Below are 18434 nucleotides of genomic sequence, written 5' to 3'. Positions count from 1 at the left end.
TCAGCCATCCTCGCGCAGGTGCGCCAACAGGGGAGCCAGTCTGGCTCGTCCCCTCGAACAACGACTCTTGACGGTGCCGGGCGCGCAGCCGAGCAGGGCGGCTGCCTCGTCCACCGAGTAGCCCTGCATGTCGACCAGGACCAGCGCCGCCCGTTGGTCGGCATTGATCGACGCCAGGGCTCGGGCCACGTCGGCCGCGGTCTCCTTGTCACTGAACTCTTCCTGCAGGTCGCCGGCCACGGCCAGGGTGGGATCGTGGTCGGGATTGTCCGGCATCGGTTGGGTGGCGCGCACCTTGTTGCGGCGCATGCGGTCGAGGCAGGCATTCACCACGATCCGGTGCAGCCAGGTCGTGACCGCAGCCTGTCCGCGGAACGAGTCGGCTCGTCGGAAGGCCGAGATCATCGCCTCTTGCAGGGCGTCGGCGGCCTCGTCCGGGTTGCGCATGGTGCGTAGCGCGACCGCCCAGAGGCGATCACGGTGTCGGGTGAACAGCACCTCGAAGGCCTGCTCGTCACCTGCGACGTGTCGGGCCAACAGGTCGGCGTCGGTGACATCGGCCAGTTCGTGCAGCAGCGAGGTCACGTGGTCACCTGGAGTTCCGAGATGCCTGCCCGGTAGCGCCCGGCGTCCACCTTGGGCAGGGAGGTCAGGTAGACGAGCACGAAGCGGGTGGTCACCGGCTTGCTGGGGCTCAGCGTCACCGAGGTTCCCGCCTCACCGTTGACGGCCACCTGCCGCCACTTCTTCACGCTCGACATGTCGGGTTCGGTGACCGAGGCCGCATTGCCCTGCGGCACCATGACGGCGATGGCCGTGGGGCTGCCCTGCAGGGTGACCCGGACGCTGCCGACGGTGACCGACTGTCCCAGGTCGACCACGAGACCGACCCCGGGCTTGAGCCCGCCCAGCTTCGGGTTCCCGCGATAGGTGAGGGTGGTCCACGCAGTCGTCGGCTTGCCGTCCCAGGCCAGCGCCACCTGGTTGGGGTTCTCCTCGTCGTTGCCGCCGTCGGCGGTCGGGTCGAAGTCGTCCACCTTGGAGATCGGCAGTGTCCTGGCGGCCGAGGGCGAAGGCGTGGTGACCGGCCCTGCACCCGGCTTGCCCGTCCGGTGGAGCGCGACGGCGACCAGTCCCACGACGACGCTGACCAGCACCAGCACCAGCAGTACTCGCAGCCATGGACGCGAGGTCGACGGACGAGTCCGTGGGTGGTCCGGCCCGTGGACGCCGTCATGGGCGGGGAGCAGACGCGTGGACGGACCGGCCTCCAACTCGTCGGGCGTGTCCGCGGACCTCGGGGTCGGTGCGGCCCCGACCGCGGCGACCGGCACCCGCCCGGTGCCGGTGAGGTCGCTGAGGGTGTCATCGATGCCGGAGCGCGCCTGCGGGTGGCGTACCCGGTGCTCCAGGTCGGCGGAGGCCTCCGCGGTTCCGAGAACCCGGGAGAGTGCCTGGTCGACCTGGGCCGCGGAACGCAGCGGAGCGCCGCCGAGCCTGGGTCGCTCGTGCAGGATCTGGTCGCAGACCTGGTCGAGGGCCGGCGAGACGCCGGCGCGCACCTGTCGGGGGGTGAGCCATCCCTTCGCATCGAAGGGGGCCGCGCGCAGGCCCCACCACGTGCGGTCGGACTCGTCCATGGTGGGCCAGCGGGTCACGAGGCAGGCGTACAGCAGCTGCCCCAGAGCCCTGACATCGGCCTCCTCGCGGTCCGACCATGCGGCGGTCGGATGGCCGTCCGGGGCGAGGGCAGCATCGATCAGGAATCCGACGATCTTGACGCTGCCGGTTGCCGTGACCAGCACGGTGTCGGGGGTGAGCATGCCGTGGAACAGACCGGCCGCGTGCATGGGGGTCAGGGCATCGGCGAGTTCGCGGACGACCCACGCGGCCTCCAGCACGCTCAGTGGTCCCTGAGCCAGCAGCCGTTCGAGGGATTCCCCCGGCACGTACTCGCAGATGATGTAGGTGCCGTCCTGGGCATCGTCCGAGACGGCGTCGAGCACGCGCAGGAACCGCGAATCAGTGGCGATCGCCGACCGGCGGGCCGCCTCGAGCACGGCATGGCGGCGCGGATCGGTGGCCGCGATGGCGTGCACCAGCACCGCCCGGGACAGTTTCGTGTCGAAGGCGCGCCAAGTCAGGGTCTGGTGGCGCTGGGTCAGCTCCTCCTCGAGCCGGTACCGGTCGGCGATCACCTGGTTCACGCGCACGCTGGGCAGTCCCACGGGCAGGTCATGATCGGTGGGTTCGTCCGAGGGGTCAGGCTGCGCGAGTGACCCGGTGGTGGCCGCAGTGCCGCTGAACACGCTCGCGTCCTGGCCCGGACGCGACTGGCCCGGATGCCCCTGACCAGAGTGGGAGGGAAAGGCATGGAAGACCTCGGTCGCCTCATCGTCCGACGACTCCGGCTGCGGGGGAACCGTGCCCCCATCGGGCGCGCGCCCCTCCCGGGGCGGGCGATGGGTGAACTCGGGGAAGGCCTCGGGCGGGTCGGACCATGAGTCCCACTGCGGTGGCACGTAGCCCTGCTGGTCGCTGCGGTCCCCACTCACCCAGGAGTCACCGGAGCCGTCCCCGCTCCGCCCGGGGGCGTTGTCAGGTGGGGTCATGGGTGCGTCCTCGGGTTGCCAGTGGTCGTCCCCAGTATGGCTGGACGGCGGTCTGTTTGGGTGGTCACGGGTGCGGGCGTGTTCCCAGGTCAGGAGGGGTCACGAACCCCTCGCCGCTCACCGACGGTGCGCCGGCCACTGCGGGGAGGGAGGCTCGTCCGCGCTCGCCACGCACCTGACGGATGCGCAGCGCGGTCGCGGCCAACACCACCAGTCCCGAGCTGACCATCAGGATCCAGCCGATCCGGCCCAGGGAGTTGGCGGTCAGGATGAATCGGTGCTCGACGCCCACCGGCACCCCGGTCGAGGTCTCGAGCCGCGCGCGGACCGTGAGGGCGCCGTTGGTGTGGGCCTCGACGGTGAAGGTGAAGGCGTGCGAACCGTGGGGAGGAACCGTCACCACGTCGGTGGGAGGCAGCGAGATGCGCTGTGGGTTCTCGGAGATGAAGACCACGCGCACCGCCACCGGCTGGTCGGTGTTGTTGGTGACCGTGATCGGCAACCGGGTGGTGGCCTCGGAGACGACGAACTTCTCGGCGCTGACGATGCGCACGTTCTGGCTGTCGATGCTGGGAATGAGTCCGCGCACGGCGCTGAGGTAGGCCACCCGTGACTCGGCGGTGAACCTGGAGGCGGCCGCTCGCGAGGTGGCGGCCGCTGCCTGCCGCTTGCCCGTGGCCAGATCACCACGCAGGTCGCCGGCGTCGGTGAGCCGTTGTGCGGTGGTGTCGAGCTGCGCCCACCAGTCGGCGGAGACGACATTGCCCTTGACCGCCTTCGGCCACACGACCCGACCGGAGCTCTCCTCCAGGGCAGTCAGGGGTACCAGCGTCGAGAGCGGACGAATGGCGCGATCGACGGCGGGCAGTACCTGGTCGGAGAGGGTGACGATCTGGGGTGAGGGATCGAGCAGCAGCTCACTCAGGGCCCGGCCCACCCGCTGCGGATCGGTGGAGCTGGGCGCTGGCCCGGGTCCGCCCAACCCCAGCCGGGTGTCGGTGCGCACCACCATCAGGTCGCCCACCTGCTGGCGTTCCGGCCCCGGATTGTTCCGGAGCACCAGCAACGTGGGATGCAGGGGCGCGATGAACGACACGATGGACGAGTCGACGCTGCGGTCAGGGACGACGGCGACCGGCAACCCACTGAGGGGATGGTTCGCGGGCAGGGCTGCCGCCGCCCGGCTGACCACCTCGGGTTGGTCGAACTGGTGCGCGAGGGCGAGGTCGGGATTGCCGAAGGGCAGGCGGTAGACCGTGTTGACCGACTGCAACGCCCCGAACCCGAGCAGGAAGTCACTGGCCTGTTGTGCCCCCTCGGTGGTCACCTGCCCACTGGAGAGGCGGTAACCGCCCTCCGAGGTCATCGCCGTCAACTCGTCGTACAGCGAGGGGTCGATCAGCACGGTGGCGCCCGGTTGCGCCGCCTCGGCCAACAGTCGACCCAACCGGCCGCCCAGTTCGCCGGCGAGGTGGGTGTCGGTGAAGGTCCCGTCGGGCAACATCGACGGGGCCGAGGTCAACACCACGATGGACGCGCGGTCGACGGAGGTGGGCGCCGACATGGGCATGAAGACGCGCGCCCTGCCCACGGTGTGGTTGGTGCCTCCGGCGGGCGTACCGCGCACGTGGACCCCCACCAGGCGCACGCCACCGCTGGGATCGTCCGCGCTCACTGATCCCAGGTCGAGTTGGTCGACCCGGGCGCTGACGGTGAAGGTCGCCTTCGCGCCGGGGCCGAAGCTCGGCTCGTTCTCGGTGGTGATGTTGAACAGGTTGAGGTCGGGTTCGGTGCCGTCGACGCCCATCCGCTCACCGAAGGGGACGTCCCAGGGGCTGGCGGCGGCCTGCTGCAGTTCCGCGGTGGTGGAGATGGGGTCGCGGGAGCGCCAGAACGAGACCTGCACCCCCTTCATCGCGACCTTGGAGGTGTTCACGACCTCGCCGGAGATCGTGATCCGGGCCGCAGGATCCTTCGGCACCACCTGCGGGGAGACCGAGGTCAACGTGATGGCCACCTCGATCGGGTCGTCCGCATGGGCCGGCGGGGCGCCTGCGAGGGTGGCGAGGACCACCAGCAGCAGCCCCACAGCAGCGCTCACCCAGCGTCGGGCACTGCCGTCGGCGCTGGAGGGGCGGGTCACCCGCTCATCGTAGTTGCCGCGGTCGGTCAGGATTCCTGCTGCTCCCACCAGCGGCGCAGTTCCTCGGTCGCGCGCTCCTCGCCGAGGGGACCGTTCTCGATCCGCAGGTCGAGCAGGTGCTGGTAGGCCCGCCCGACCTGTGGGCCCGGAGCGAGGTCGAGCAACGCCATGATCTGGGTGCCGTCAAGGTCGGGGCGCATCGCATTCAGCTCCTCGCGGGCGAACAGGTCGTCGATGCGGGCCTCAAGGTCGTCGTACGCACGGCGCAACCGGGTCGCCTTGCGCTGGTTCCGGGTGGTGCAGTCGGCCCGGGTGAGGATGTGCAGGTGTTCGAGCTGGTCGCCGGCATCGCGCACGTAGCGCCGGACCGCGGAGTCGGTCCAGCCGGCGTTCTCGCCGGTCAGGCCATCGGAGTAACCGTGGAAGCGCAGGTGCAACTCCACCAGTTTGGAGACCGCCTTGACCTCCTCGGACGAGAATCGCAGCGCCTTCAGCCGCTTGCGGACCAGCTTCGCCCCGACCACGTCATGGTGGTGGAACGAGACGCGGCCGTCGTCCTCGAACCGCCGGGTGGACGGCTTGCCCACGTCGTGCAGCAGGGCCGCCAGGCGGTTGACCAGGTCGGGACGGTGGCCGCGGGCCTGCTCGAGCTCGATGGCCTGTTGCAGCACGATCAGGGAGTGCTGGTAGACGTCCTTGTGGCGGTGGTGCTCGTCCACCTCCAGACGCAGCGCCGGCAGCTCCGGCAGCACGTGGTCGGCGATGCCCGTGGTGCAGAGCAGGTCGAGACCGCGGGCGGGCTGGGCGGTGAGCAGCAGCCGAGACAGTTCGTCCCGCACACGTTCGGCCGAGATGATCTCGATGCGGTCGGCCATGCTGGTCATGGCCGCGATCACCGGACCTGCTGGCTGGAAGTCCAGCTGGCTGGCGAACCGCGCGGCGCGCATCATGCGCAGCGGGTCGTCCGAGAACGACCGCTCGGGGGCGAACGGCGTCATCAGGCGGCGCGCCGCCAGGTCTGCCAGTCCCCCGTGCGGGTCGACGAAGGTGGGGTGGTCGTCCGAGACCTCGATGGCCATGGCATTGACCGTGAAATCGCGCCTGACCAGGTCGTCGTCGATCGAGTCGCCGAAGTTGACCTCCGGTTTGCGCGAGTCCGAGCGATAGGCGTCGGCTCGGAAGGTGGTCACCTCGATGAGCCAGTGTCGGTCCGCACCGGCCTCGGCCTCGTGGGGCTGGTCGGCAGGATCTGCGGTGGCGGGGGCCGCCGGGTCGCTGACCCTGGCGGTGATGGTGCCGAACTCGCGTCCGACGTCCCACACGTGGTCGGCCACCTGCTTGAGCAGCTTCTCGGTCTGCCCGGGGCGCGCCGAGGTGGTGAAGTCGAGGTCGTTGACCAGGTGCCCGAGCAGCACGTCGCGCACCGAACCCCCGACCAGGTACAGCTCGTGGCCCGCGGCGGCGAACAGGTCACCCAGCCGCCTGATCACCGGTGTGGACGAGATCAGGTCGTCGATGGCGGCTTGCTGGGCGGGAGCGAGGGACACGAGGGGCAAGTCTAGTTCGACCGTCCCGGCGGCGCTGAATCACCCCGTGGCGGGTGGAACCGGGAGAATGACCTCATGAGAGTCGTGGTCGCCATGGACAAGTTCAAGGGCTCGCTGACGGCGGTCGAGGCGAATGCCCGGGTGGCCCGGGGTGCCCGGTCGGTGCTGCCGGGTGCCGACGTGGTGACCCTCCCCGTGGCCGACGGGGGTGACGGCACCCTCGACGCCGCCCGGGCGGCCGGCTTCGAGTGGCATCCCGTGACCTGCACCGGTCCCACGGGCGAGCCGGTCGAGTCCGGTTTCGCCCTGCGTGACGGGGTGGTCGTCGCCGAACTGGCCGACGCGTGCGGTCTCCTGCGCCTGCCCCCGGGCCCCGACGGGCGAACGGTTCTCGCCGCTGGACGCTCCTCGACCCGCGGGCTCGGCGAGGTGATGGCCGCCGCCCTCGACGCGCACTGCAGCCAGCTCGTGGTCGGGCTGGGTGGATCGGCCTCCACCGATGGTGGGGCGGGCTTGTTGCAGGCGCTGGGAGTCGACCTCCTCGACGAGGATGGCAGGCAGGTGCCTCCTGGCCTGGACGGATTGGCCCGGCTCGCCAGCGTCGACACGACCGGGCTCCACCCGCGCCTCGGGCAGGTCGAGGTGGTGGTGGCCAGCGACGTGGACAACCCCCTGCTGGGCCCCTCGGGGGCGGCGCACGTGTTCGGCCCGCAGAAGGGGCTGACCACCGAGGACGTCGACCGCGCTGACCAGGAGCTCGCGCGGCTGGCCGACCTGCTGGAGGGTGCGCAGGGGCGAGGCGCACGTGAGCGTGCGGGGGCTGGCGCGGCCGGCGGTGCGGGGTGGGCCCTGCTCGTGCTCGGTGGGCGGATGCGTCGGGGGGTCGACGTGGTGCTCGACTGGTCGGGTGCCGACGCGGCCGTGGAGGGCGCCGACCTGGTGCTGACCGGTGAGGGGTCGCTCGACGATCAGTCCTTGGCAGGCAAGGCGCCGGTGGGCGTGGCCGACCTCGCCGCCCGACACCGCGTACCCGTGGGAGTGCTCAGTGGACGCCGATCGCTGAGCGACAGCCAACTGCGCGCGGCCGGATTCGCGCGCGCCGTGGCCCTCACCGATCTCGAACCCTCGCTCGAGCGTTGCCTCACCGAGGCCGGACCGCTGCTCGAGCTGGCGGCCGCCACCATCGTCCGCGACCTCGGGTTGGCCCCCGGCTGACCACCGTCTGGGTGTGGACTGCCCCGGCCCGGCGTCAGTCGGTGTGGCCCGGGAGGTCGACTCGTCCGACCTCGAGCCCGCGCAACTTCTCGAGCTCGATCAGGTCGTGCAGGTCGACCGGACGCGGCGGGTAGCCCTTCCGCAGACTGACCAGATGTTCCCGGTTGCCCACCACGACCGGCCTGCCGGCGATGGTGCCGGTCGTGCGCTGGTCCGCCCGGTGGTGGAAGTACCGGTCGAGCTCGCCCGACTGGTATCCGTTGCCGTCGTCGTCCAGCACCATCGGGTGCAGGTCGACGCGGTTGATGCGGTCCTCGGTCACCTGCACGAACCAGGTGGCCACCGGCATGAAGTCCTGTTCCTCGACGTAACCGCGGGCCAGCAGCCAGTCGGCCACCTGCTCGAAGGCGAGGCCGTCGACGAACACGTCGACATCGGAGTGCTCCCGCGTCTGGCGCCCGACCAGGGCGTCGACGCCCCAGCCACCGTTGACCTGGTAGGTCACCCCGGACGACTCCAGGTGGTCGACGATGGCTGCCACCTCCTCGGCCGAGATGCCCTGGGAGCGCTCGGTGACCTCGTCCGAGCCGGTCACGTCGCTGTCGTCGGCGTCTGCACTGTGATTCACGGCGCCATCCTGTCAGGTCCGGTTCGTTCCCTGCTCGACCCAACGCCGCTCGACCCGAAAGCTCAGTGGCGTGGCCACGCGAGTCCGGGGCCACGGATCCCCGCCTCGTCGAGCGCCCGCTTCGACCGCTCACGCAGTTCTCGCTGCACCCCCCACTGCTCGTTGGGCAGACACTTCGCGGCGACCCTGATCGTCATGGTCTCGCCCTGGATCGACTCCACGCCCAGCACCGTGGGCTTCTCGAGCAGGTGCTTCGACCAGGTCTCGTCGGCGTCGAACTCGTCGACGACTGACTGGACGATCGCGATCACCGCCTCCGCCTGGGCGGTGTAGTGCACCGCGACGTCGACCAGCGCGTTGGAGTAGCCCTGGGAGGTGTTGCCCACGGTGACGATCTCGCCGTTGCGCACGTACCAGACCTGCCCGTTGCCGTCACGGACGCGGGTGACCCGCAGCGTCACCTCCTCGACGGTGCCGGTGACGGCGCCGAGAGTGACCACGTCACCGACGCCGAACTGGTCCTCGGCGATCAGGAAGATGCCGGTCAGGTAGTCCTTGACGAGTGACTGGGCCCCGAACGCCAGTGCCACTCCTCCGACACCGGCCGAGGTGAGCAGTGGCCCCATCGGCACCCCGAAGATGCTCATCAGGGTGAGGGCGGCGATGGTGACGACCACGACCGTGATGGTCGAGCTCAGCATCGACCCGAGCGTGCGGGTGCGGGCGAGTTGGCGGGCGCTCGTCCACGCAGCCGGAACGATGGTGCGGCGGGTCGTCTGTGCCTCGAGCCTCGCCTGGGTGCGCTGCACCATGCCGTCGATCGACTTGCGGACGGCCAGCACCGCCAGGCCACGGACCAGTGCGGCGGCCAGCAGCACCACCGCCGCCTGGATCAGCTTGCCGGTCGAGACCTGCCACCATGTTTCGAGCACCACGTGCCTCATTCAACCGCATCGCATCAAGGACGCGGCGTCGGTCAGCCCTTGACCCCGCCTGCCGCGATCCCCTCGATGAAGTGACGCTGGGCGAAGGCGAAGATCACCAACATCGGCAGGGTGACCAGCAATGAGGCGACCATCACGTACTGGTAGTCGCCGTGACCGCCGGCGGTGGGGGAGTACATCGTCATGGCGTAGCTGATGCCCAGCGGCACGGTGTACGAGGACGGGTCTCCGAAGTTGAGGTAGATCAGGGGGCCCTGGAAGTTGTTCCAGGAGGCCTGGAACTCGAAGAGCCACACGATGATGGCCGAAGGTTTGGCCAGCGGCAGTGCGATGCGCCAGAACAGGCCGAAGTAGGAACAACCGTCGACCCGGGCCGCCTCGAACAGGTCTCGTGAGACTCCGAGGAAGAACTGCCTCATCAAGAAGATGTAGAACGCCGAGCCGAACAGAGTGCCTCCCCACAGGGGGACGTTCGTGCCCAACCAGCCCAGCCACTTCCAGATCAGGTAGTTGGGGATCAGGGTGACGGCGCCGGGCAGCATCATGGTCGCCAGCAGCAGACCGAACAGCACCTTGCGTCCCGGGAACCGGAAGTAGGCGAAGCCGAAGGCCACCGCAGAACTGGAGAGCGTCACCAAGGTGGCGGCGAGCACGGCGATGAGCACGGAGTTGAACACCCAGGCCAACAGCGGAAGCTGGTGGAAGACCTCCACGTAGTTGCCGAAGACCCAGGTACGAGGAGGGATCCGGTTGTCGAACACCTGACCTCGCGGCTTCAGCGACGCAGACAACAGCCAGGCGAACGGGTAGAGGAACATCGCGGCGAAGGCCAGCAGCAGGACGAGGCGGACGACCCCCGCGGAGCGGCGTCCCAGAGCCGACCAAGGGCTCAGCCCCGGCCCACTCATCGATTGCCTCCCTCGTAGTGGACGAAGCGATTCCCCAGCTTCAGCTGCACCGCGGTGATCACCATGAGGATGGCGAACAGCAGCCAGGACATGGCGGCCGCCAGTCCGAAATTGAACTGCTGGAAGGCCTGTTGGTAGAGGTAGACGCCGTAGAACAGTGCGGCGTCGGGGGCGGCCGCGTTCCCGTCCCGGTAGAACAGCAGGTATGCCTGGTCGAACACCTGCAACGCCCCGATCGTGTTGGTGATGACGAGGAAGAAGAGGGTGGGGCTGATCATCGGCACCGTGATCCTGAGGAACTGGGCCAGGCCGTTCGCGCCGTCGACCTGGGCCGATTCGTACAGTTCCCGGGGCACGTTCTGCAGGGCCGCGAGCAGGATGACCGTCGTGCCCCCGACCGCCCACAGCGTCATGATGACGATCGACACCTTGACCCAGTGCGGGTCGACCAGCCACGTCGGCCCGTCGACGCCGAACCAGCCGAGGAAGCGGTTGATGGCCCCGTACTGGCCGTTGAGCAGCAGCAGGAACACCGCCGCCGTCGCAACCGGGGGCGTCATCTTCGGCAGGTAGTAGATGACCCGGAAGGGACCGGTGAACCGACGCTGATGACTCAGGAGCATGGCCAACAGCAGCGCGAAGCAGATGTCGACGGGTACCGCCATCAGGGCGTAGGTGAAGGTGTTGCCCAGGGCCGTCGCCACCCGCGGGTTGCCGACCAACTGGCGGTAGTTGTCGAGTCCTGCCGACGTGCCCGTGGCGGTGGCCAGGTCGTAGTGCTGGAAGCTGAGCCTGAGGCTCCAGCCCATCGACAGGACGGTGAACACGGCCAGGCCGATCAGCCAGGGCAGGATGAACAGGTAGCCGGCCACAGCCTCACGCCACTGGTACGTCTCCCGCCGTCGTCGCTTGGCGGTGGTGCTCACTTGCCCTTGCCTGCTGCGGACTGGGCCCACGCCTCCATCGCCGTCGACTGGGCCCGCTTGAGTGCTGCCGACGGTGAGGCCGAACCGGTGAGGGCGCTCTGGACGGCATTGCTCAGCGCATTGGACGCCTGCTGCCCCACCGGCGAGGAGCCCGTCGAGACGGTGTTCTCGAGCGCGGCGTAGGTGGTCTCGATGGTCTGGTCGAAGCCGGCGTTGCCCGTGGGCTTCACGTAGGCGGAGCGGATCTGCTGGTCAGCCACGGGGGAGCCGGTGAACAGGCCCGTGAACAGCCCCTTCTTCTCCTTCACCGTCTGCAGTCTCGCCTGCGCGGCTGCGTCCCACGCCTTGGTCGAGGTGGCATTGACCGCCCAGGCGCAGGCGGCCGAGGGATTCTTCGCCTTGCTCGGGATGGCGAAGGCCGACCCGCCGGCGAATCCCAGCGGCTTGCCCTGGTTGTCCTTGATCACCTGTCCCGAGATCTTCACCTTGTCCTTGGTGTTGGTGAGCACGTTCACGTACCACTGGGCCCACACCTGGGCCCCGACCTGGTTGGCGACGTAGGCGTTGTTGTCCCCGAAGACGTCCTGGGCATCCTTGAAGGACTTGATGGTGGCGTAGCCGCCCTGGGCGTCTGAGAGCTGCTTCATGAAGGTCAGCGCCTTCTCGTTCTCGGGAGTGTCGAGGGTGGGCTTGCCGTCCTTGTCGTACATCCCCCCGCCGAAGACCTTGAGCCACAGGGCGGCGCTGCCGGGGATGTCACCCTCGAACCCCTCCGTGGTCAGCTTGTTGCCCTGCTTCTTGGTCATGGTGGCCGCGGCCTTCACCAGTCCCTCCGGGTCAGAGGTGTCCAGGTCGCTGACCTTGAGGCCGTGTTGGCCGAGGACCGTGTCGTTGCCGATGATGATGCTGGCCTGGAAGAACTGCGGGATGCCGTAGACCTTGCCCTGGTAGGTGAGGTCGTCGATCGCGGCGGGGTAGTACTGCTCGGTCGGCTTCACGCCCCACACGGAGTAGCACTGGTCGAGCGGCATCACCAGCTTCTTGTCGGCCAAGGTGGCGATGATCGCACGATCGGCCTGGATCAGATCCGGCACGTTGCCCGACGCGACCTGGGCGGTGAACTTCTGCGGATCGAAGTTCGTGGTGTCCTGACTGACCTTGACACCGGCGGACTGGGAGGCGGCGTAGTCGCTGCGCGACTTGCCCACCTCATCGGACGGGTTGAAGCCGCTGATCCGCAAACTGCCGTTCGGCTGCTTGGTGAAGGGCCCGGTGCTCGAGCCGCTCGCTGCGGTGCTGGACCCCGTGGATCCGGCTTCCGGTCGGCTGGCCGCCGGGTTGCAGGCGGCGAGGACCACGCTCAACCCGATGGCCCCGGCCACCCCCAGGACGGCGAGGCGCCCTGCACCCACGCGGTCCCCTCCTCGGACCGGGGTGCTCGAACCTCGCCGATCGACCTGTCTGATTCCGGACATGGAATTCCTCCTTGCAGGTGGCAACATGAGCAGCGCTCTGACGCCCCGAGGGGTCGGTCAGCAGTGACCGATCCGTGGGAGTGACTTGTTCGGAAGCTACGCCTCGATGGCGGCGCGATGAATCATCCAAAAGGGTGAAGTGGCAGGTCCCCATCCACCCTTTTGGACTCAAAATCGGTGAACGCGCCCATTGGCCGCATTTGTGCCTACCGTGGAGAGACAGCTGTTCACGCTGTGATTCCGGGTCATCCGACTCCGGATCGATGACCGCGAGCAACGAGGAGCTGCACCATGACACACACCCCACGAGACAACGATCCCGCCTACACCCAGTGGGCACCTGAGGAGCCATTCCCGACCGCCGACAGCGACTTCGTCCAGACCGAAGCCAGCCGCGGCGATGGTGGAGCGTGGCCGACAACGGCCACCGGAGCTCCCGCAGGCAGTTCGCAGGATCGGACCACTGATGATCGTTCGACGACGCAGGTCGGCAAGGAGGAGGCCACTCGCGTCAAGGACGCGGCCGTCGATGCCGGCAGCCAGGTGGTCGACACCGCCCGCTCGGAAGCCGCCCACGTCGCAGCAGAAGCCAGGGACCACGCCAAGAACCTGCTCGACTCCCTGACCCAGCAGCTCAGCGAGCAGGCGGGCACCCAACAGCAGAGCCTCGCCTCCGGGCTCCGCTCGCTGACCCGGGAGATGCACGGGATGGCGACAGGGTCGACCGAGAGCGGGCCGCTCACCAGCCTCGCCCGCCAAGCTGCCCACGAGGGGAGCAGGGCGGCCGAGTGGCTCGAGACGCGCGAACCGGCCGACGTGCTGGCAGAGGTGACCTCTTTCGCCCGACGCAAGCCCGTCACCTTCCTGGCCCTGTGCGGTCTCGCGGGGGTGGTTGCCGGCCGGCTGACCCGAGGTGCGGTCGCGGCCAACACCAGCCTTGATTCCGGTGATGGCGCGCGCGCCGTCGAGGCGCGCAGGTCGGAGTACCCGGCAGTCAGGGAGTCGGCTCCCTTCGCTCCCGAACCGGTGGGAGGGGCTGGATTCCTGACCACCGACCAGCCGGTCGGGCCGGGAGGGGGGCTGCGATGAGCGAGGAGTTCAATCCGTCGGGCGGCTCGGTGACCGACGCGGTGCGCGAGGGTTACCAGGGCCGCAGGCCCGCGCTCGAGACCGACGACGGCCGCAGCCTCGGGGAGGTGCTCGGCGACGTCGCGAGCAATCTGTCCACGCTGATGCGTCAGGAAGTGGCCTTGGCCAAGGCGGAGGTTCGCCAGTCCGGAACCCAAGCAGGAAAGGGCATCGGCCTCTTCGCCGGCGCAGGCATCGGCGGCCTGATGTTCCTCGGGTTCGTCTCGACCAGTGCATGGTGGGGACTGGGCCAGTTCATGGGCAAGGAATGGTCAGCATTGATCGTTGCGATCGTGTGGGCCATTGTCGCCGGAGTTTTGTTCCTGAAGGGCAAACACGAATTCGCACGCATTCGGGGACTGGAACAGACCACCGAAACATTGAGCAAGGTACCGGGCGCCATCAAGGGCCAAGGACAGGAGATGTGATGACCATCAACAATGATCCAGACCAGATTCGATCCGACATCGACCAGACCCGCTCGGAGTTGAGCCACAACGTCGACGCGCTGGTCGACACCGCCGACCCCCGAAACGTGGCCCACCGGCAGGTGGAACGGGTGAAGGGGGCGGTCAGCGGCGCTCGCGACGCCATCATGGGATCTCCCGACGACCCCCATGACGGTGGTCGGGTCGGTGACCTCAAGGAGGGCGCGTCCGAGACCCTCTCCGACATGGGCGACCGCGTCTCACATGCGCCTTCCGTCGTGAAGCGCAAGGCACGCGGCAATCCGCTGGCGGCAGGTCTGGTCGCCTTTGGGGTGGGTCTGCTCGTGTCGTCCCTCGTGCCTGCGTCCGAGAAGGAGCAGCGGGCGGTGTCCCACCTGCAGGATGAGGTCGAGCCGCTCAAGGAGAAGGCGGTGCAGGCCGCCAAGGATGTGGCCCAGAACCTCAAGGCACCCGCTCAGGAGGCAGTCGACTCCGTGAAGGCGAGTGCCGGTGACGCCGCCAACCGCGTCAAGGACGAGGGTCAGGCCGCCAAGGAGCAGGTGCAGGGACAGGCCCAGGAGTCAGCCGCCACCGTTCGCGAGGTCCAGGGGAGCTGAGCGCACGACGACGGGCCGGGGCGCGGCCCCGGCCCGTCGAGCGCTGTTGGACGGCGGTTCCCCGGGGGTCACCGCACGAGGCGCGGCACCAGGTCCTGGATGTCTCCGCGGAGCACGTCGTGCGCGAGGTCGTCGTGCTCGGTCTCCGCATTGTTCACGATCACGACCCGCGCCCCGTTCCCGATGGCGAAGGGCACCAGCGCAGCTGCCGGGTTGACGGCGAGCGTCGAGCCGATCGCAACCAGCAGGTCGCATCGCTCCACGGCGTCGACGCACGCCTGCAGCACGTGCGGATCGAGCATCTCCCCGAAGAGCACCACCGTGGCCCGAAGGATGCCGTCACAGGTCCCCCGTCCCTCGGGCTGCTGACAATGGGGGTCCGCCTCGCCTGCGCCCACGCGGGCCAGCACCTGTGCCATGGGCTGCCGGTGTCCGCACCGCTCACACCTGCAGGTTCGCGCCGAACCGTGGATCTCGTGCACCACCGCCGGGCTGTGACCGGCGTCGAGGTGGAGACCGTCGGTGTTCTGCGTCACGACCCCTGACAAACGGCCCTGGTGCTCGAGTGCCACCAGGGCACGGTGGGCGTCGGTCGGCTGGTGGTGGTCCGCCGCCTGGGCCAAGCGGCGCTGCCAAGCGGTCCGCCGGACATCCTCGTCCTCGAGGTAGTACGAGAGTGTCGAGACGAGTTCGGCGTCCGGGTCCTGGGTCCACAGGCCCTGGGGGCCGCGGAAGTCGGGGATCCCAGCCGCTGTCGAGATGCCGGCGCCGGTCAGCACCACGATGCGTGAGGCGGCGTCCAGTCGTTCGCGTACCTCGTCCACGGATGCCAGATGCATGGGTCCTCCATCGAGGGTCGGGCGGTCAGGGGGCCAGGTAGGCCTTGATCAGGGGGAGCGCACTCTTCGAACCCGACTCCCCGTCGGCCACCATGACCGCGATCGCCAGGTCCTTGGAGTTGTAGGCGATCATCCAGGCGTGTGTCCTGGGGGGTTTGGCGGAGCCGTACTCCGCCGTGCCCGACTTGGCACCCAGCATCAGACCCTGCAGGCCGTGCGCGGTGCCACTCGACACGACAGCTTGCATCATCTGGCGCAGTTGGGCGGCCTCGCCACTGGTGAGCGGAGGAGCGGCGGGGCGCGGCTTGCTGGTCGCCACCAGCCACGGGATCGTGGTCCGTCCGGCCGAGACCGAGGCTGCCAACCCCGCCATGGCCATCGGTGAGGCCTCGACCTGTCCCTGGCCGATCATGTCGGCCGCCTTGGTGGTCAGGTTCGGCGCCTGTGGCACCGACCCGAAGAAGGACGAGAAGCCTGCGTCGTAGTCCTTCCCGAGCCCCAGACTCGAGGCGGCCTGGGCCAGGTCGCCGGGCCCGAGCTTGGTGTAGGCACGGATCATGGCGGTGTTGCACGACAGGGCCAAGGCGTCCTGCAGGCTCATGGTGCCCACCCTGGAGGCGGGGAAGTCGGAGTAGTTCTTGAAGACGCGACCGTTGACCGTGACGGTCGGGGAGCAGTTCACCGGAGTGCCCGCGCTGTACCCCTTGCGCAGCAGGGCCAGGGCGGTCACCACCTTGAACGTGGAGCCGGGGGCATAGCGGCCGAAGGTCGCATCCGGGTTCTCCCCGGCAGCAGGGGAGTTGGCAGCGGCGACGATCTCGCCGGTCGATGGCTTGATGACCACCATCGAGGCGATCGGCGCCACTGTGGCGAGCACCTCCTCTGCCTTCATCTGCCTATCGATGTCGAGGGAGACCTGCAAGGGTTTCCCTTCCACCTGCGCCTGGGTGAACAAGTCGGTCTCGACGTCCGGTTTGTCACTCGGGGCCGGGGTCGACAGCCCCTTGCGGGGCACCAACGAGATGACGTGCCCCACCGACCCGCGCAACTGCTTGTCATAACGGCGCTGCAGGCCGCTCTGCCCGACCAGGTCGCCGACCTGCAGCAACCCCTTGCTCGCCTTGATCTGCTCAGGGGTGGCCTCGCCGACCACACCCAGGATGGACCTGGCGAACGTACGGCTGGGCCCGACCACCCCGGTCGTCGCCACGGTCGCGGCTCCCGGGATGGCGGTCATCCCGGCCGGGATGTCGGTCTGACGCAGGGTTGCGACCGCGACGAAGGCCTTGGCGCCGGCAGCCTTCACGCGGGCGGCGAACTCGCCTGGATTGGCATTGACGAGGGTCGCCAGCGCCTTGGCCGAGGAGTCCCACTGCGACGCCGGCAGGTTCTGCTTGTCGATGCCGACCCGGAAGAGTTCGCGTTCCTCCATCAGGGTCTGGTTGCCTGCGCCGACGATGGCTGCGCGCCCCGGCACGGTGCGCGTGTGCCTCAGGCGGTTCCGCTCGTCCAGGTCACTGTGGATGATGCTCGGGTCCCACTGGACGAACCAGCGGCCCTCGCTGAGGTTCAGCCGCGCCGTGGTCGTGAACTGCCAACTCGAGGTCTCGAACGCGTAACTCTGCTTCAGGTCGACCTGGGCGACCCCACCCGGCAGGTAGCGCACCGGGGTGGTGGTGATCGAGGGAGTCAGCCCGTCCATGCCCGACATGATCGTCGCGTAGTCATCGCGCGCACCCTTGGCAGAGGCGGCGTCTCCGATGATCGGCACCTTGTCGAGATTCCCCGCCACCAGCCCCTGCACCAGCGCCGTCACCGTCTGATCGGCGACCGGGCCCTGGTAGGGAGTCGCCTGTGCCGCGGTGGGACTGGGGTTCGGTTTGAAGGACGGCACTGTGCTGCACCCAGCCAGGCTGACTGTCACGGCGAGCAGACAGACGACAGCCGGTCGAAGGGCTGCGCCGAGCGCTCGGGGGGTGTCGGGCATCGCTGGCATCCTCTCGTTGCGGTCGACAATAGCCGCCCCCTCCGACAACTCTCCCCGGCCCCTGTGGCCATCGATTTCCGCTCAGGGGGGCCGGAGCCGCCCCAGTCACACCGGTTCGGGTCGCCATGCCTAGTGAGCACGAAAACAGGCACTGGTGTGATGGCCCCAACAGGAGCAAGATGTACCCCGTGGGGCGGGTACTGGTGGTGGGGGACACGATGGCAAATCGTCGCGCCCTCGTGAGCAGCCTGCGCTCCCACGGGCACCAGGCGCACGGGCTGGCAGATGGCAGCCCCTTGTTGCCGGCCCTCCAAGCCCTTCGTCCCGAGGTGCTCGTCGTCGAAGGCGCGCTGCCCGAGGCGGACGTCGCCGCACTCAAGGCTGCGCGCGGCGAGACCGCTGTCAGGGTGTTGGTCGTGGGCAAGACGTCCGGCCGCTCCCGGGCCACCAGGGTGCCAGCAGACCTTCACCTGCCTCGTTCGCTCGAGGCCGCGGCGATGGTGGAGCGAGTCGCCCAGCTGTTGGACGGGGACTCGGGATCGGCCGTGACGGTCGACGACCTCGTGATCGAACCCGGTGCCCACCGGGTGCTCCGCGACGGTTCCGAGGTGGCCCTCACCGAGACGGAGCGCAAACTCTTGTGGCGGTTGGCACGCACCCCGGGGCTGACGGTGTCCAAGGGGGAGTTGATGTCTGCCGTCTGGGGATACGAGGGGTACGGGCAGAACCTCGTCGAGGTGCACCTCTCGTCGCTGCGCCGTCGCCTCGAGGCGCACGGTCCGCGAGTCATCTTCACCCAGCGCGGGCTGGGCTATCGGCTCGGCGCCTGACCCCTGCGAAATGCCAGCTCCGGCGGCCCCGGCGCGCCCCGAAACGGTCACATCACGGCTGGATCACGGAGATTCAAGCGAATGTGACCAATTCCACAACCACATCCCCCCTTGTGAGACTTCTTTCATCTTCTTTCAGAGAGTGGGGTGGTGGGACTGGGTTCGCGAACGGGGCAAGTGTCACCTAACATGGTTGTCGAACCCGGA

At 68.8% G+C, this 18434-nt stretch carries 16 protein-coding genes; 5 read left to right on the top strand and 11 right to left on the bottom strand.

From position 1 onward, the window contains the following. The 4 genes from sigM to H507_RS0100930 all read right to left on the bottom strand — a co-directional run bounded on the left by sigM (window position 1) and on the right by H507_RS0100930 (window position 6302). Window positions 1-585, bottom strand: coding sequence for an RNA polymerase sigma factor SigM (gene sigM, locus H507_RS13810; protein ID WP_022908847.1), 585 nt, complete (start codon window positions 583-585; stop codon window positions 1-3). Continuing rightward, window positions 582-2612 (bottom strand): protein kinase family protein, encoded by a 2031-nt coding sequence (locus H507_RS0100940; protein ID WP_022908846.1) that lies wholly within the window; start codon window positions 2610-2612, stop codon window positions 582-584. Before H507_RS0100940 ends, sigM begins: the two co-directional genes overlap by 4 nt. Before the next feature lie 64 nt (window positions 2613-2676). Beyond that, window positions 2677-4755 carry a DUF6049 family protein gene (locus tag H507_RS0100935; RefSeq protein ID WP_169512668.1) on the bottom strand — a complete coding sequence of 693 codons (2079 nt, stop codon included), beginning with the start codon at window positions 4753-4755 and terminating at the stop codon, window positions 2677-2679. 26 nt (window positions 4756-4781) lie between these two features. Then, on the bottom strand, window positions 4782-6302 hold the full coding sequence (locus H507_RS0100930; protein ID WP_022908844.1) for a CCA tRNA nucleotidyltransferase: 1521 nt from the start codon (window positions 6300-6302) through the stop codon (window positions 4782-4784). Between the two features lie 75 nt (window positions 6303-6377). Here H507_RS0100930 and H507_RS13805 point away from each other — a divergent pair, with 75 nt between their 5' ends. Continuing rightward, window positions 6378-7517: a glycerate kinase gene (locus tag H507_RS13805; RefSeq protein ID WP_022908843.1), complete on the top strand. Its 1140-nt coding sequence runs from the start codon at window positions 6378-6380 to the stop codon at window positions 7515-7517. Window positions 7518-7551: 34 nt separating this feature from the next. Here the strand turns inward: H507_RS13805 and H507_RS0100915 are convergent, their stop codons facing one another. The 5 genes from H507_RS0100915 to H507_RS13800 form a co-directional block, all read right to left on the bottom strand. After that, entirely contained in the window at window positions 7552-8145 is a 594-nt protein-coding gene (locus H507_RS0100915) for a nucleotidyltransferase domain-containing protein (RefSeq protein WP_022908842.1), read from the bottom strand. A gap of 62 nt (window positions 8146-8207) precedes the next feature. Further along, complete coding sequence (locus tag H507_RS0100910) at window positions 8208-9080, bottom strand: mechanosensitive ion channel family protein (protein WP_022908841.1); 873 nt, start codon at window positions 9078-9080, stop codon at window positions 8208-8210. Window positions 9081-9121: 41 nt separating this feature from the next. After that, window positions 9122-9997 carry a carbohydrate ABC transporter permease gene (locus H507_RS0100905; RefSeq protein WP_022908840.1) on the bottom strand — a complete coding sequence of 292 codons (876 nt, stop codon included), beginning with the start codon at window positions 9995-9997 and terminating at the stop codon, window positions 9122-9124. Further along, complete coding sequence (locus H507_RS0100900; protein WP_022908839.1) at window positions 9994-10923, bottom strand: carbohydrate ABC transporter permease; 930 nt, start codon at window positions 10921-10923, stop codon at window positions 9994-9996. The genes H507_RS0100905 and H507_RS0100900 overlap by 4 nt, the downstream gene beginning before the upstream one ends. After that, a complete protein-coding gene (locus H507_RS13800; RefSeq protein ID WP_022908838.1) occupies window positions 10920-12335 on the bottom strand; it encodes a type 2 periplasmic-binding domain-containing protein in 1416 nt (471 codons plus the stop codon). Before H507_RS13800 ends, H507_RS0100900 begins: the two co-directional genes overlap by 4 nt. Window positions 12336-12689: 354 nt before the next feature. On the opposite strand from H507_RS13800, the gene H507_RS17055 reads away from it, so the two are divergent. The 3 genes from H507_RS17055 to H507_RS0100880 are packed head-to-tail and all read left to right on the top strand — an operon-like array spanning window position 12690 to window position 14571. Continuing rightward, entirely contained in the window at window positions 12690-13487 is a 798-nt protein-coding gene (locus tag H507_RS17055; protein ID WP_022908837.1) for a hypothetical protein, read from the top strand. Next, window positions 13484-13954, top strand: coding sequence for a phage holin family protein (locus H507_RS13790; protein WP_022908836.1), 471 nt, complete (start codon window positions 13484-13486; stop codon window positions 13952-13954). Before H507_RS17055 ends, H507_RS13790 begins: the two co-directional genes overlap by 4 nt. Continuing rightward, window positions 13954-14571: a DUF3618 domain-containing protein gene (locus H507_RS0100880; protein ID WP_022908835.1), complete on the top strand. Its 618-nt coding sequence runs from the start codon at window positions 13954-13956 to the stop codon at window positions 14569-14571. Before H507_RS13790 ends, H507_RS0100880 begins: the two co-directional genes overlap by 1 nt. A 68-nt stretch (window positions 14572-14639) precedes the next feature. On the opposite strand, the gene H507_RS0100875 is transcribed toward H507_RS0100880, so the two are convergent. Together H507_RS0100875 and H507_RS13785 are read right to left on the bottom strand one after the other, a co-directional pair. Continuing rightward, a complete protein-coding gene (locus H507_RS0100875; RefSeq protein WP_022908834.1) occupies window positions 14640-15410 on the bottom strand; it encodes an SIR2 family NAD-dependent protein deacylase in 771 nt (256 codons plus the stop codon). Between the two features lie 25 nt (window positions 15411-15435). After that, window positions 15436-17397, bottom strand: coding sequence for a penicillin-binding transpeptidase domain-containing protein (locus H507_RS13785; RefSeq protein ID WP_022908833.1), 1962 nt, complete (start codon window positions 17395-17397; stop codon window positions 15436-15438). Between the two features lie 218 nt (window positions 17398-17615). Between H507_RS13785 and H507_RS0100865 the strand changes: the two genes are divergently transcribed. After that, window positions 17616-18227 carry a winged helix-turn-helix transcriptional regulator gene (locus H507_RS0100865; RefSeq protein WP_169512667.1) on the top strand — a complete coding sequence of 204 codons (612 nt, stop codon included), beginning with the start codon at window positions 17616-17618 and terminating at the stop codon, window positions 18225-18227. Window positions 18228-18434: the final 207 nt, after the last annotated feature.

Source organism: Aestuariimicrobium kwangyangense DSM 21549 (genome assembly GCF_000421525.1).
GTDB lineage: Bacteria > Actinomycetota > Actinomycetes > Propionibacteriales > Propionibacteriaceae > Aestuariimicrobium > Aestuariimicrobium kwangyangense.
This window is presented reverse-complemented; position numbering and strand designations above follow the sequence as displayed.

Coding starts and splice junctions, on each gene's coding strand:
- H507_RS0100940 (WP_022908846.1), bottom strand. CDS start 2,612: ATGACCCCACCTGACAACGCCCCCGGGCGGAGCGGGGACGGCTCCGGT.
- H507_RS13805 (WP_022908843.1), top strand. CDS start 6,378: ATGAGAGTCGTGGTCGCCATGGACAAGTTCAAGGGCTCGCTGACGGCG.
- H507_RS0100905 (WP_022908840.1), bottom strand. CDS start 9,997: ATGAGTGGGCCGGGGCTGAGCCCTTGGTCGGCTCTGGGACGCCGCTCC.
- H507_RS17055 (WP_022908837.1), top strand. CDS start 12,690: ATGACACACACCCCACGAGACAACGATCCCGCCTACACCCAGTGGGCA.
- H507_RS13790 (WP_022908836.1), top strand. CDS start 13,484: ATGAGCGAGGAGTTCAATCCGTCGGGCGGCTCGGTGACCGACGCGGTG.
- H507_RS0100880 (WP_022908835.1), top strand. CDS start 13,954: ATGACCATCAACAATGATCCAGACCAGATTCGATCCGACATCGACCAG.
- H507_RS0100875 (WP_022908834.1), bottom strand. CDS start 15,410: ATGCATCTGGCATCCGTGGACGAGGTACGCGAACGACTGGACGCCGCC.
- H507_RS13785 (WP_022908833.1), bottom strand. CDS start 17,397: ATGCCCGACACCCCCCGAGCGCTCGGCGCAGCCCTTCGACCGGCTGTC.
- H507_RS0100865 (WP_169512667.1), top strand. CDS start 17,616: ATGGCAAATCGTCGCGCCCTCGTGAGCAGCCTGCGCTCCCACGGGCAC.